Below are 13,849 nucleotides of genomic sequence, written 5' to 3'. Positions count from 1 at the left end.
GCTTTCTTAAAATCCATGTTATACGATGACTGATATCCTATTGGGATACGTAGCGAAAACAAGAATAGGAACCTGTTCGGGATCTCGCCGGGAGTTGGGCCGATGTCATTTCAGGATGGGCTGCAAGGCGCAAAACGCAGCCGGGCCGGTGGCCCGGCGAGGCTTTGCAACGCCGCAGACCGCCTGAAAGGGCATTGGAACGACCCCGGCGAGATCCCGAACAGGTTCTAAGCAACACAACCATCCAATTCTTAACGGCGTAGCGAAATCATGTACACACCCCAAGACCTGAAAACGATCCTCTCCTCCGGCCTGCTGTCGTTCCCGCTGACCGACTTCGACGAGCAAGGCGACTTCCGCCCGAAGACCTATATCGAACGCCTGGAATGGCTGGCCCCATACGGCGCCAGCGCGCTGTTCGCCGCCGGCGGCACCGGTGAGTTCTTCTCGCTGGTACCGGGCGAGTACAGCGACATCATCCGCACCGCGGTCGATACCTGCCGCGGCAAGGTCCCCATCATCGCCGGCGCCGGCGGCTCCACCCGCGCTGCCATCGCTTATGCGCAAGAAGCCGAACGCCTGGGCGCGCACGGCATCCTGCTGATGCCGCATTACCTGACCGAAGCCAGCCAGGACGGCATCGCCGCCCACGTCGAAGCCGTCTGCAAATCGGTCAAGTTCGGCGTCATCATCTATAACCGCGCCGTCTGCAAGCTCAATGCCGAGACCCTGCAAAAGCTGGCCGACCGCTGCCCCAACCTGATCGGCTTCAAGGACGGCGTCGGCGAGATCGAACCGATGGTGCACATCCGCCGCAAGCTGGGCGACCGCTTCACCTACCTGGGCGGCCTGCCGACCGCGGAAGTCTATGCTGCGGCCTACAAGGCGCTGGGCGTGCCGGTGTACTCGTCGGCAGTGTTCAACTTCATCCCCAGGACCGCCGTGCAGTTCTACGAAGCGATCGCCAAGGAAGACCATGACACCGTCGGCAAGCTGATCGATGACTTCTTCCTGCCTTACCTGGCAATTCGCAACCGCAAGGCTGGCTACGCCGTCTCCATCGTCAAGGCAGGCGCCAGGATCGTGGGCCACGATGCCGGTCCGGTGCGTACTCCGCTGACCGACTGCACGCCGGAAGAGCACGAAGAACTGGCCGCGCTGATCAAGAAGCTCGGCCCGCAGTAATCGCAAGCCTCTGCAAGAGCAGCAACGAAAAAAAACCTTCGCTTTGGCGAAGGTTTTTTTATTCCAGCCGGATCGGTACCAGATCAGAACTCTTCCCAATCCTGGCTCTCATCCTTGGCACGGCTGCTGCCTGCGGCAGGTTTCGGCACCGGTGTAGCCAGCTTAGGTGCGCTTGCCGGCGCAGCGGGCGCCGGCTTCGCTGCGGGCGCTTTCGATACAAGCGGCGTCACCGAGACAGGTTTACTCGCCACTTTCTGATGCGCAGCCACCGCATTCGCATCAATCTTGAAAATGCTCACCGCGCCCACCAGGTTGGTCGCCTGCGACTGCAGCGATTGCGCGGCGGCGGCAGCTTGCTCCACCAGCGCGGCATTCTGCTGGGTCACTTCATCCATCTGCGCGATGGCCTGGTTGACCTGCTCGATGCCGGTACTTTGCTCGCGGCTGGCTTCGGCGATCTCGCCGACGATGTCGGTCACGCGCCGCACGCTGTCGACCACATCGCTCATGGTCATGCCGGCCTGCTCCACCAACTGGCTGCCGGCGTCCACCTTGGACACCGAGTTGTCGATCAGGGTCTTGATCTCCTTGGCCGCCGCCGCCGAACGCTGCGCCAGCGAGCGCACCTCGGAAGCCACCACGGCAAAACCGCGCCCCTGCTCACCCGCGCGGGCCGCTTCCACTGCGGCATTGAGCGCCAGGATATTGGTCTGGAAGGCGATGCCGTCGATCACGCTGATGATGTCGACGATCTTGCGGGAAGACTCATTGATGGCCTGCATCGTGTCGACCACCTGCGCCACCACCTCGCCCCCTTTGCTGGCAGTGGAAGAAGCCGAATGCGCCAGCTGGTTGGCCTGCATGGCGTTCTCGGCATTCTGGCGCACGGTGCCGGTCAGCTGCTCCATCGATGCGGCAGTCTCTTCCAGCGAGCTGGCCTGCTGTTCGGTGCGCGAAGACAGATCCAGATTGCCGGCAGCGATTTCCTTGGAACTGGTATCGATGCTTTCCGAACTGCCGCGCACGCGCGAGACGGTATTGAGCAGGCTTTGCTGCATGCTGCGGATGGCCGAGAACAGGCGGCCGATTTCATTGTTGCTATTGACATCCACCTTGGCGGTGAGGTCGCCGTTGGCAACCAGGTCAAGCAGGTTCACGGCACGATTGAGCGGTGTGAGCACGATATTGCGCAGCATGAAATGCACCGCAAGCACCAGCGCCATCGCACCGGCCAGGCCCGCCACCACCAGCCATACGACCAGGCTGTACTCCTTGTCGCGCTGGTCGGCGGTCTTGTCGTTCAATTGCATCGCCAGCGCCTGGTACTTCTCCAGCGCCGCCGAGAAGCGTCCGCCGCCCGGATTGATCTGCTTGTCGTTGAGTTCGGAATAAGCAGCGGCGTCATCCGCCTTGAGCAGGTCGCCGGCCTTCTTCAGCAGATCCGACAAGGCCCTGGCCGAGTCGATCAGTTCGGTCTTGAGCGCCGGATCCTGCCCCGGCAGGTCAGGCAGCCTGGCAAAGTTGTCCATGGTCTTCAAGCCGCGCTCATACGTGGTTTGCGCACTCTTGAAAGCGGACTCCTTGACGCTGGCCTCGTTCTTTTCCTTCAGGTTGGCGTAGGCGCGCGTCAACGCCGAACGCGTGCGCGTGGTGTCCTTATAGGCATCGTTCACAAGCAGGGTGCGCTCGGTGATCTGATGCACGAACTCGGTCGACTGGTTGGCCCGGCCCAAGGCAAAAATGCCGACGCCGGCGCCGACCACGATCATGCATGAAAACAGCGCCAGCGCGCCCATCAAGCTGAAGCGAACCGTTAAATTCCGCATTCCCACTCTCCACTTAATTTTTTCGCAACAAAATTTATCAAGAACGTTGCAACAGAAGATACCGCAAGCTTTCTCGCCCCAATATCCCGGTAAACAGGTGAAAACGCCCTTGTTTCCCCATTAGGGCGCGTTGCGGCCCCGCCCGTTGCAGGCGAACTTTCCCCGTATCGATTTTGCAATGCGAATCCGCGCCCCGACCTGTTCTGGATCAAAGCGCATGCAGATCGCGCCACAAATAGTTGCAGCAGCAACACTCCGAACGGGAGGTTGCCGTGCAACAGAGGGCCGGTTCAAGGCAAGTCGATGATTTCGACCCAGTTCGGGTTGCGCCCCAGCGTATAGCGGAACAATGGCTTCAAGGCGCCGCTGGTGCGGTCGATGGCATAGCTGGTCAGCGCATTGGACTTCTGCCCCACTGCCAACAGGAAGCGCCCTTGCGGATCGATGTTGAAACCGCGCGGCTGGGCTTCGGTCGGGAGGTTGGCAAGACGGGTCAGTTTGCCGCTGGCGGTGTCGACGCGATAGCTCGTCAGCGTGCTGGAAGTGCGCTCGCTGGCATAGAGGAAGCGGCCGTCGGGCGTGAGGTGAAGGTCGGCCGTGGCCAGTTGCTCGCTGCTCTTGAAACCGTCGGGCAAAGCCGAGTCGGTCGCCTCCAGCTTGAGTGTGCCGGCCTTGGCATCGTAGGCGTAAGTATTGACGGTGCCGTCCAATTCATTGGTGGAATAGACGAAACGCTTGTCGTTGGCGAACACAAAATGGCGCGGGCCGGCGCCGGCCTTGGTGGCCACCGATGGCGGGTCATTCGGCACCACCTTGCCGGTCGCGGCATCGAAACGGAACTGCAGGATCACATCGCTGCCAAGATTGGAGGCGAACAGGAAACGGTTGTCGGGATCGACCTGGACGGAGTGCGCATTCTTCCCGGTCGGGATCACCGCCAGCGCCGGTGCTTGCACCGTACCATCGGCGCCGATGGTGTTGACCGAAATCCTGTGGCCGGTGTACGAGGCCGCGAACAGGTACTTGCCGTTCTTGTCGGTAGCAATGTTCGCCATGTTGTCGGCCAGCGGCACCGTGGCCAGCGATGTCAGCTTGCCGCTGGCCTGGTCGATTGCATAGCTGGTCACCGAATATGGCTGCCCGCGCAAGGAAGCGTACAGGAAGCGGTGGTCCGGGCTGATCGCCAGCGGCATCACGGTACTGCCGGTATCGACCTTGTCGACCAGGTTGACGCTGCCGTCGCCGTTAAGCTGCAGCACGTAGATATCCTGGCTGTCGGCATTGGAAACGTAGGCGATGGTAGCCGCACCGGCCGGAATGGCCGCCAGCGTCAACGCCGACGCTGCGATGGCGGCGGCAAGGCGGCCGGGTGTGGATGAGATTTGCTTGGACATGGCGTCTCCTTGAAGGATGCTTGTTGTTGGTACTGCATTGGCGTGCGCAAGCCCCTGCACACAATGGCCGTGCATGGCTTGCTTCTTTCCCGTTTGCTGCTGGAACAAATAAAGAAAAAGGGATCTGCAAGCAGATCCCTTTTCTGGAACATCAAGTCACCGGCGCCGGGTTGAACAAGGTCAATGCATTGTGCAGCTTCCACTGTTCGGCCCAGGTCTTCTTCTTGCCGCTGGCCACGTCCAGCATCAGCTGAAACAGCTCCCAGCCGACGTCCTCGATCGTGGCCTCGCCGCTGGCGATACGGCCGGCATTGACGTCCATCAGGTCATGCCAGCGACGCGCCAGGTCGTTGCGGGTGGCGACCTTGATCACCGGCACCGCAGCCAGGCCATAGGGCGTGCCGCGGCCGGTGGTGAAGATGTGCAGGTTCATGCCGGCGGCCAGTTGCAACGTACCGCAGATGAAGTCCGATGCCGGCGTGGCGGCGTAGATCAGGCCCTTCTGCCGCAGCTTGTCGCCCGGCGCCAGTACGCCCGAGATCGGGCTGCTGCCCGACTTGACGATGGAACCCATGGCCTTCTCGACGATGTTGGCCAGGCCGCCCTTCTTGTTGCCGGGCGTGGTGTTGGCGCTGCGGTCGACGCCGCCTTGCTTCAAGTAATTGTCGTACCAGTCCATCTCCCGGATCATGGCCTGCGCCACTTCCTCGTTGACCGCGCGCGAGGTCAACTGGTCGATGCCGTCGCGCACTTCGGTCACTTCCGAGAACATTACCGAGGCGCCGGCCCGCACCAGCAGGTCGGTGGCGAAACCCACGGCCGGGTTGGCGGTCACGCCGGAGAAAGCGTCGCTGCCGCCGCACTGCACGCCGACCACCAGGTCGGATGCCGGGCAGGTCTGGCGGCGGCGCTTGTCCAGTTCGACCAGGCGCGCTTCGGCCATGTGCATGATCGAATCGATCATGGAGTTGAAGCCGACGTGTTCCGCATCCTGCAGGCAGACCACGTAGGGCTCGCCCTCCTTGTGGATCGGGATCATGTTTTCCGGCAGCAGGCGGTTGGGCTGCAGCTTTTCGCAACCGAGGCTGACCACCATCGCCTGGCCGCCGAAGTTCGGATTGAGGCTGATGTTGCGCAAGGTACGGATCGGGATGCCGGCATTGGGCGCATCGATCGCCACACCGCAGCCGTAGGTATGCTCCAGCGCCACCACGTCTTCCACATTCGGGTACTTGGGCAGCAGCTCGGCGCGGATACGCTTGACCGCATGCTCGACCACGCCGGCCACGCACTGCACGGTGGTGGTGATGGCCAGCAGGTTGCGCGTGCCGACCGAACCGTCGGCGTTGCGGTAGCCCTCGAAGGTATGGCCTTCCAGCGGCGGCTGCGGCGCGGGCTTTTTGGTGGCGATGGGCAGGTTGTCCAGCTCGCGCGCCGGCGGCATCCGCACCAGCGACTCTTCGATCCAGCTGCCTTTGGGGATATCGCGCACGGCATAGCCGATGGCCACGTCGTAACGCACGATGGGCTCGCCCTCGGCGATGTCGCGCAAGGCGATCTTGTGGCCCTGCGGCACGCGGTCGACCAGGGTCAGGCCGTCCGGAAAGACGGTGCCGGCCGGCAGGCCGCCGTCATTGACGACGATGGCGACATTGTCGGTGTCGTTCATCATGATGTAACGCGGGCTGGCGGCTGCGCTGGCGATGGTATCGGTTGTCATGCTGTTTCCCAATGCGACGATGCTTGCTTTGAATATGGAACCGCTGCCGGCATGCTGCCCGGCCGCTTGCTGCGGATCAGGCGTCTTTCAGTTCGACGCGCTTGATCTCCTTGACGATGACAAGATAGCTGATCACGGTGACCAGCGCGTTCACGCCGACAAACACCAGGGCGCCGGCGAAGGAGCCGGTTTCCTTGAGGATGTAGCCGATCACGATCGGGGTGGTGATGCCGGCCACATTGCCGAACATGTTGAACAGCCCGCCCGACAGGCCGACGATCTGCTTGGGCGCGGTGTCCGCCACCACGGCCCAGCCCAGCGCGCCCACGCCCTTGCCGAAGAAGGCCAGCGCCATGATGCCCACCACCATCCACTGCGCTTCCACGTAATTGCACAGGATCATGGTCATCGACAACAGCATACCGCCGACGATGGGGATCTTGCGGGCCCAGGTCACCGAGAAGCCGCGCTTGATCAGGCGGTCCGAAATGATGCCGCCGACCACGCCGCCGATGAAGCCGCACACCGCCGGAATCGAGGCCACGAAACCGGCCTTGAGGATCGACATGCCGCGCTCCTGCACCAGGTACACCGGGAACCAGGTCAGGAAGAAATAGGTGATCACGTTGATGCAGTACTGGCCGATGTACACGCCCAGCAGCATGCGGTTGGACAGCAACTGCTTGATGTAGCCCTTGCCCTTGGTCGATGCCGCTGCCACCTTCCTGTTATCCATGTCGACCAGGCCGCCGCCCTGCTCGATATGTGCGAGCTCGGCCTTGTTGATCATCGGATGGTCCTTGGGGCTGTAGATGATCTTGCTCCAGATCCCCGCCAGCACCAGGCCGAAAATGCCCATCACGGTAAACACATGGTGCCAGCTGAACGCATGGACGATCCACGCCATCAGCGGCGTAAACAGCACCGCCGCGAAATACTGCGCCGAATTGAAGATGGCCGAAGCGGTGCCGCGCTCATTGGTCGGGAACCAGGCGGCGACGATACGACCGTTGGCCGGGAAAGACGGCGACTCCGCCAACCCCACCATGAAACGCAACAGGAACAGCGACACCACGGCGGCAGCGGTACCCATCCAGGTCACACCTGCCTGCAGGATCGTGAACACCGACCACAGGGCGATGCTCCACATGTAGATCTTTTTGGAACCGAAGCGGTCCAGCAGCCAACCGCCCGGCAATTGCGCCAGCACGTAAGCCCAGCTGAAGGCTGAAAAGATATAGCCCATGGTGACCGGGTCGAGGCTCAACTCGGTCTTCATCGCCGAACCGGCGATCGATAGCGTGGCGCGGTCGGCATAATTGACCGTGGTCACGATGAACAGCATAAACAGAATCAGATAACGAACATGGCTGGCCTTGACCGCTCCCGCGGCAGCCGCCGTGATATTGCTTTGCGCCACTTTTTTCTCCAGATCTCGTCTCGCCTTCAAGGATTCGTTACGCCAAGTCCCGTGGCTGCGCCTCATAGTATTTCGCGCCGGATCATACCGGGCAAACAAGGCAAGGCAGCAGACAAGGATGGGCGGGCGTCTCTCTTTAGCGTTTTGTTTTAATGAAGGAATATTAATTGTTATAAGACATCGTACAACAATCAGGGCGAGTATATCAGGAGTCCATGCTTTGGCAATAGTCTTGCGGAAACGACTCGACAAAATGATGGAATGGCCCGAATGGGCATGCTGGACAGGCTTTACAGCTCGCCTCACTCCCCGTTTACAAGGGGGAGCGAGGCAACAGAACACACACGCAGCAAGCAGTAACCTCCGACCGCAAAGCGTCACTTGGCCACGTCATTCCATGAAGTTGTATGACATGATCGTAAAACGCCCGTCCGCCTGTTCATTTGGCGGACATGCGGGCCAGGCCACATATCTGAGGGAAATAAAAAAGGGGAAAAGGCAAACGCCCTTCCCCCAACCAAACGTTGCAGCCACAAGGGCCGCAACCAGTTTTCTTGCCTCCCGGCTTCAGCCGTGCGCGTATTCCTTCTTGGGCAGGCCGGCGTCAAGGTGCTCGATATCGCGATCCGGGCGCATGGCCAGCGTGGATACCGCCCCGATCAGCAGGAACACGCCGGAACCCACGAAAGGCAGGCTCCAGTTGCCGGTCATGTCGACCACCGCGCCAAACACCAGCGGCGAGATGATGGTCGCCAGCGCGGCGCCGGTATTGAGCATGCCGCTGGCAGTGCCGGCGAATTTCGGCGCCACATCCATCGGCACCGCCCAGATCGGCCCAATGGTCAGTTCCAGCATGAAGAATGCGCCCGACAGGCACCACACGACCACGTTCACGTCATGGCTGATCATCACCGGGATCAGGAAACCGAAGGTGCCCAACAGGCTCACCGCGATCACGCCCTGGCGCGCCAGGCGCAAGTTGCCGGACTTCTTCAGCACGCGGTCGCTGATCAGGCCACCGGTGACGTCGCCCACCACGCCGGCGAAAAACACGCCGGAGGCGAAGATGGCGGATTTCTTCAGGTCCAGGTGATAGGCGTTCATGAAGAAGATCGGTACCCAGCTGAAGAACAGCGTATTGGTCCAGACCTGGCAGAAGTACACGAAGATGGTCGGCGACATGCGGCGCAGGATCTTCTTCCACGGCGTCGCCTCGCCGTTGGCAGCGGCCGTCTTGGTGTGCTCCGGCAGCTTGGCCAGTTCGGCCTCATTGATGGACCGGTGCTCGCGCGGATTGTCCTTGTAATAGAAGGCCCAGATGAAGATCCACAACGCGGTCAGCACGCCGACGATGACGAAGGCAGCGCGCCATGAATGCAGCGCGATCAGCACCGCCACGATCGGCGGCGCCACCGCATTGCCCAGGCGCGAGAATGAATGCGTGATGCCCTGCACGAAACCGCGATCCTTGCGCGTGAACCAGTTGGCAATGGCGCGTGCCTGGGCCGGCAGCGCCGCGCCCTCGCCGATGCCCAGCAGCAGGCGCGCCAGTACCAGCGAGACCAGTCCGCTGACAAAACCGGTGGCGATCGTCGCCACCACCCAGATCGAGCCGCAGAAGATCAGTGTCTTCTTGGCGCCCAGCTTGTCGGCGAACCAGCCGCCGATGATCTGGAAGATCGCATAGGTATAGCCGAAGGCCGAGAACGCCAGCCCCAGCGTGGTATTCGACAGGCCCAGCTCATCCTTGATCGGCCCGGCGGCGGCGGCCAGGTTGACGCGGTCGAGATACAGGATGAATGACATGGCGCAAAAGATCGCCAGCATGATCTTCTGTACATGGGTCGCCTGCCCGTGGTTGATATTGGTTTGCATGGTCTCCTCGCCTCTGTGGACGTTGTTGAAGCGCCGGCCCGTTTATCGGTGCTCGGCGCCAGTTATTGATTGTGATGTCAGGCGTGGCTTGCGGCGCGCGTACTCCCCATCCTGCAAGCCAGCTCGAAGGCATTGGCCATCGCCGTGGGCTTGGCGATGCCCTGCCCCACGATGTCGTAGGCGGTGCCGTGCGCCGGTGTCGTAATGGGAATCGGCAAGCCGCCTTCTACCGTCACGCCGACGTCGAAGCCCAGCAGCTTGGTCGCGATCTGCCCCTGGTCGTGGTACATGGTGACGATGCCGTCCAGCTTGCCGGCCTTGGCGCGCAGAAAGATGGTGTCGGCTGGATACGGGCCTTCCGACGGGCAGCCGGTGTCGGCCGCCAGCTTGATGCCGGGTTCGATGACATCGATCTCTTCGCGGCCGTAGTTGCCGTTGTCGCCGTTGTGCGGGTTGAAGCCGCATACGCCGATGCGCGGATTCGGATTGCCCGCAGCGCGGAAGGATTCGGTCAGCATGCGGATGGCGGCGGCCACGCCCTGGGGCGTGAGATGCGAGGACACATCCTTCAAGGGCATGTGCGAAGTCACGCGGCCGGTCCACAGGTCGTCCAGGATATTCAACTCTCCGCACAGGCCGTTGTAGTCGAGCAGCTTGGCGAACCAACGCATCTCGTCTTCCTCGTGCATGCCGCCTTTGCGCATGGCGCCCTTGTTCAGCGGCGCGAAGCATAGCGCGTCGGCGCGGCCCTCTGCCACCATGCGCGCGCCCAGCGTGAGCGATTCGAGGATGAACTTGCCATTGGCTTCGGTAGCGACGGCAGGCTCGTACTGCGTGTCCTGCTGCGCCCAGTCGACGATCTGCAGCCAATCGGCTGCTTGCGGCAGCGGCAGGCCTGTCGCCTTGGCCGCGCGCTCCAGCGCCGGCGTGTTGCCGATCAGGCTGATGTCGGCACGGGCAGCGGTGGCCGGGTCGGCCAGCAGGCGCAACACCAGCTCGGGGCCGATGCCGGCCGGGTCGCCGATGGTCAGTGCAATACGCGGCTTGTGTGGTGTGGAAGATGGGGATGCTGCGATGGACATGCCTGCTCCTGTGTCTCGTGGTTCTCGTATCTGGTCGGGCCGCCGGCTGCGAGAGTGCATGGCGCACTCTCGCTGGACGTTGGCCGAACTATACGAGCGGCAGGCGCCGCGATTCCATCGCTATTTCGCTGAAGCTGGTTTCGCGTTTTGCGAAACCGGACGGGAAGCCTTGCCAGGCTTGGCTGCCTTCGCCGCAGAGGTGGCCAGCATGGCAGCCACCGCCATGCCCGACCCCGACATCGCATGCACCGGCTGATGGCACAGCACGAAACGGCGCGTGGCCCATTCCCCGTCCACGGGCACGGTCTTGAAACGGTTTTCCCCGACCAGCAGATCGGCCACCTTGTCCGGCATCAGGCCGATACCGATGCCTTGCGCGATCATCGCCGCCATGCTGTGGAAGCTGCGCACCATGATACGCATGTGCAGCACCTGGCTGCTCTGTGCCGCCAGGCGTCCCAGCGACAGCGACAAGGCCGCGCCTTCGGACAGGCCGATCACCTCGTGCGGCAAGATGTCTTCGAGCGTGGCGCGCCTCTTCTTGGCCAGCGGATGGCCATGCGGCACCGCCAGCACCAGGCGATCTTCGCGGTAAGCCTGGGTCGGCAGCATGGTGCCGCCCAAGGTGCTTTCGTAGATGCCGATATCGGCCACGCCACGCGTGACCGCTTCCACCACGCCCTGGCTATTGGCTTCCAGCAGGTCGATCTTGATGCCTGGATATTGGTCCTGGCACAGCCGGATATCCTGCGCCAGAAATTGCAGCACGGCCGAGGTACACGCCGCCAGCCGCACCACGCCCATATTCCCCTGGCGGAAAGCGGTGGCATCGTCCTGCATGCGCGCCACCGAATGCATCATGCTGCGCACATGCGCCAGCAGCGCACGGCCGGCGTCGGTCAGCGCCATGCCATGCGGCAGGCGCTCGAACAACGGGATGCCGAACTGCGCCTCGAACTCCTGGATGCGGCGCGACGCTGCCGCCGGCGCCAGGAAGATCCGCTCTGCCGCTTTGGTCACGGCGCCCAGTTCAGCGGTGGCCTCGAACAGGCGTAGCGTGGTCAGGTCGAAATGGAGGCGGTCGAGCGTGGGGATGATTGCAGCGGAAGCGGCATTGGGGGGGGCCGGGCGGGAAGACATGGCTGAGAACGGTGGCGATGGCGAACGGGAATGCCCTATTCTACGCGTCACCGCAAACAAAGAGCCTGCGGGGATTTGCGGAAGCATCGCGACAGGGCCTATGCCCATCGCATCGAAACAGCAGCAAACGCAACTACTCCGGAATGGCAAAAGAAAAAGCCCCCAATCTTGCGATTGAGGGCTTTGCATTCTGTGGCTCCCCGACCTGGACTCGAACCAGGGACCTGCGGATTAACAGTCCGTCGCTCTACCGACTGAGCTATCAGGGAACAGCTGAGGGCGCGATTATGAACGAATTTTTCTTTCGCCGCCAGAGTGTGCGAAAGAAATTTTTTACATCATTCAACAACCGCCGTTGCGTCGAAGTTCGGGCTTCGTCCCATCCGCAACTTATGGCGTCATCCCACCCGAAAACGTCGCCGCTCCGGTACAAATGGAAGATGAATTGAAAAAGCCCCGCAGAAAACTGCGAGGCTTTTGAATTTTTTGGCTCCCCGACCTGGACTCGAACCAGGGACCTGCGGATTAACAGTCCGTCGCTCTACCGACTGAGCTATCAGGGAACAGCTGAGAAAAAGATTATGACCGGATTTTTACTTCCTGTCAAAAACTTTTTTCAGCCGGCCCGCTTTTCCCCTATGAAACCGGGGAAGCGGCGCCGGCAATCCCTTGCCTGCCAAACGGCTTAGAGCACCTTGGCGATGGCATCCACCACCGCGTCGATGTTCTTGGTGTTGAGCGCGGCCACGCAGATGCGGCCGGTGTCGACGGCATAGATCGAGAATTCGTTGCGCAGGCGGTCGACTTGCGCCTTGGTCAGGCCCGAGTACGAGAACATGCCGCGTTGCTTGTTAACGAAGTCGAAGTCATGGCCGGGGGCCTTTTCCTTCAGCTTGGCCACCAGCAGCTGGCGCATTTCACGGATGCGCACGCGCATTTCCGACAGTTCGTCTTCCCACAGCTTGCGCAGTTCCGGCGAAGCCAGCGCAGTTGCCACGACCTGGCCGCCGTGGATCGGCGGGTTGGAGTAGTTGGTGCGCACCACGCGCTTCAATTGCGATAGCACGCGGGCAGCCTCTTCGGCGCTGGCGGCGGCAATCGACAACGCGCCGACGCGCTCGCCGTATAGCGAGAACGACTTCGAGAACGAGTTGGAAACGAACAGCGGGCCGCCGGCTTCGGCGAAGCGGCGCACCACCTTGCCGTCTTCTTCGATACCGTCGCCAAAGCCCTGGTAGGCCATGTCCAGGAACGGCACCAGGCCGCGCGAGGTCACGACTTCGATGACCTGGGTCCACTGGTCTGCGGTCAGGTCGGCGCCGGTCGGGTTGTGGCAGCAGGCGTGCAGCAGCACGACCGAGCCGGACTTCATGGTCTTGAGCGCATCCAGCATGCCGGCGAAGTTCACGCCGCGGGTGGCTGGGTCATAGTAAGGATAGGCATTGACCTTGAAACCGGCCATTTCGAACAGCGCGCGGTGGTTTTCCCAGCTCGGGTCGCTGATCCAGACTTCGGTGCCGGCCGGCGAGAAGTGCTTCAGGAAATCGGCGCCCAGCTTCAGCGCACCGGTGCCGCCCACGGCCTGCACGGTGATCGCGCGCTTTTCGGTAATCACTGCGCTGCCGACGCCGAACACCAGTTCCTGCACGGCGCGGTCATAAGTCGCCAGGCCGTCGATCGGCAGGTAGGTACGCGGGGACAGTTTGGCGATCAGTTCCGCTTCCGCCTTTTTCACGCATTCCAGCAGCGGCACCTTGCCGTTGTCGTCGTAGTAGACGCCCACGCCCAGGTTGGTCTTGGCCGGGTTCTTGTCGGCGTTGTAGGCTTCGGTAACGCCCAGGATGGGGTCGCGCGGCGCCATTTCGATGGCGGAAAACAGGGAGGCGGAGACAGGTGCGTTCATCGTGATAACATGAAAAGTTAGCTGCAACGGAGCGCTGCAGGAGTGGATGGATGCATGGCCGAGGTTGCCAGCCCTGCACCGTTTTGCAACACCACATTCTAGCAAATCCCGGTGCCTAATCACAGATACAGGCAGGTGTAAAACCAGGCTGAATCTGCATGCTTCCATGCAGAAATGACATATCCGCCGCCTTTTCGCCTTGAAGACGGCGTCTCCGCCTGCATCTATGACGCATTCGCGCGTCCGGCATTTCCGGCCTGCAACGCCCTCTTTTCAGGCATGCGGCCGCACCGGAAGCAGGCAA

The 13,849-nt window shown here is 61.9% G+C and carries 9 protein-coding genes and 2 tRNA genes; 1 reads left to right on the top strand and 10 read right to left on the bottom strand.

Annotation, left to right across the window (positions count from 1 at the left end):
* Positions 1–270 precede the first annotated feature (270 nt).
* Positions 271–1,185, top strand: a complete 915-nt coding sequence (gene kdgD / locus AKL28_RS00470; RefSeq protein WP_050466087.1) for a 5-dehydro-4-deoxyglucarate dehydratase — start codon at positions 271–273, stop codon at positions 1,183–1,185.
* A gap of 83 nt (positions 1,186–1,268) precedes the next feature.
* Here kdgD and AKL28_RS00465 read toward each other — a convergent pair whose 3' ends face one another.
* The 10 genes from AKL28_RS00465 to AKL28_RS00420 all read right to left on the bottom strand — a co-directional run bounded on the left by AKL28_RS00465 (position 1,269) and on the right by AKL28_RS00420 (position 13,545).
* The gene (locus AKL28_RS00465) at positions 1,269–3,011 is read right to left on the bottom strand and encodes a methyl-accepting chemotaxis protein (RefSeq protein ID WP_050466086.1); all 1,743 of its coding nucleotides are present in this window, start codon (positions 3,009–3,011) and stop codon (positions 1,269–1,271) included.
* Between the two features lie 290 nt (positions 3,012–3,301).
* Positions 3,302–4,405 carry a lactonase family protein gene (locus AKL28_RS00460; protein ID WP_082221303.1) on the bottom strand — a complete coding sequence of 368 codons (1,104 nt, stop codon included), beginning with the start codon at positions 4,403–4,405 and terminating at the stop codon, positions 3,302–3,304.
* A 151-nt stretch (positions 4,406–4,556) separates the two neighbouring features.
* A complete protein-coding gene (gene garD, locus AKL28_RS00455; protein WP_050466085.1) occupies positions 4,557–6,125 on the bottom strand; it encodes a galactarate dehydratase in 1,569 nt (522 codons plus the stop codon).
* Positions 6,126–6,201: 76 nt separating this feature from the next.
* Entirely contained in the window at positions 6,202–7,545 is a 1,344-nt protein-coding gene (locus AKL28_RS00450) for an MFS transporter (protein WP_050466084.1), read from the bottom strand.
* A 567-nt stretch (positions 7,546–8,112) separates the two neighbouring features.
* Entirely contained in the window at positions 8,113–9,420 is a 1,308-nt protein-coding gene (locus AKL28_RS00445; RefSeq protein ID WP_050466083.1) for an MFS transporter, read from the bottom strand.
* A 77-nt stretch (positions 9,421–9,497) separates the two neighbouring features.
* Positions 9,498–10,502 (bottom strand): 4-hydroxythreonine-4-phosphate dehydrogenase PdxA, encoded by a 1,005-nt coding sequence (locus AKL28_RS00440; protein ID WP_050466082.1) that lies wholly within the window; start codon positions 10,500–10,502, stop codon positions 9,498–9,500.
* A gap of 120 nt (positions 10,503–10,622) precedes the next feature.
* Positions 10,623–11,642, bottom strand: a complete 1,020-nt coding sequence (locus tag AKL28_RS00435) for a LysR family transcriptional regulator (protein WP_082221302.1) — start codon at positions 11,640–11,642, stop codon at positions 10,623–10,625.
* Between the two features lie 193 nt (positions 11,643–11,835).
* Positions 11,836–11,911: transfer RNA gene (locus AKL28_RS00430), tRNA-Asn, on the bottom strand.
* Between the two features lie 218 nt (positions 11,912–12,129).
* Positions 12,130–12,205: transfer RNA gene (locus AKL28_RS00425), tRNA-Asn, on the bottom strand.
* A 122-nt stretch (positions 12,206–12,327) separates the two neighbouring features.
* On the bottom strand, positions 12,328–13,545 hold the full coding sequence (locus tag AKL28_RS00420; RefSeq protein WP_050466081.1) for an amino acid aminotransferase: 1,218 nt from the start codon (positions 13,543–13,545) through the stop codon (positions 12,328–12,330).
* Positions 13,546–13,849 lie beyond the last annotated feature (304 nt).

The organism is Herbaspirillum chlorophenolicum (genome assembly GCF_001189955.1).
GTDB classification, from domain to species: domain Bacteria; phylum Pseudomonadota; class Gammaproteobacteria; order Burkholderiales; family Burkholderiaceae_D; genus Herbaspirillum; species Herbaspirillum chlorophenolicum.
The sequence above is the reverse complement of the archived record's forward strand: the minus strand, read 5'-3'. Positions and strand labels throughout refer to the sequence as shown.

Bases quoted from the DNA above. Each gene is read 5' to 3' on its own strand.
- kdgD (WP_050466087.1), top strand. From the start codon at position 271: ATGTACACACCCCAAGACCTGAAAACGATCCTCTCCTCCGGCCTGCTG.
- AKL28_RS00465 (WP_050466086.1), bottom strand. From the start codon at position 3,011: ATGCGGAATTTAACGGTTCGCTTCAGCTTGATGGGCGCGCTGGCGCTG.
- AKL28_RS00460 (WP_082221303.1), bottom strand. From the start codon at position 4,405: ATGTCCAAGCAAATCTCATCCACACCCGGCCGCCTTGCCGCCGCCATC.
- garD (WP_050466085.1), bottom strand. From the start codon at position 6,125: ATGACAACCGATACCATCGCCAGCGCAGCCGCCAGCCCGCGTTACATC.
- AKL28_RS00445 (WP_050466083.1), bottom strand. From the start codon at position 9,420: ATGCAAACCAATATCAACCACGGGCAGGCGACCCATGTACAGAAGATC.
- AKL28_RS00440 (WP_050466082.1), bottom strand. From the start codon at position 10,502: ATGTCCATCGCAGCATCCCCATCTTCCACACCACACAAGCCGCGTATT.
- AKL28_RS00435 (WP_082221302.1), bottom strand. From the start codon at position 11,642: ATGTCTTCCCGCCCGGCCCCCCCCAATGCCGCTTCCGCTGCAATCATC.
- AKL28_RS00420 (WP_050466081.1), bottom strand. From the start codon at position 13,545: ATGAACGCACCTGTCTCCGCCTCCCTGTTTTCCGCCATCGAAATGGCG.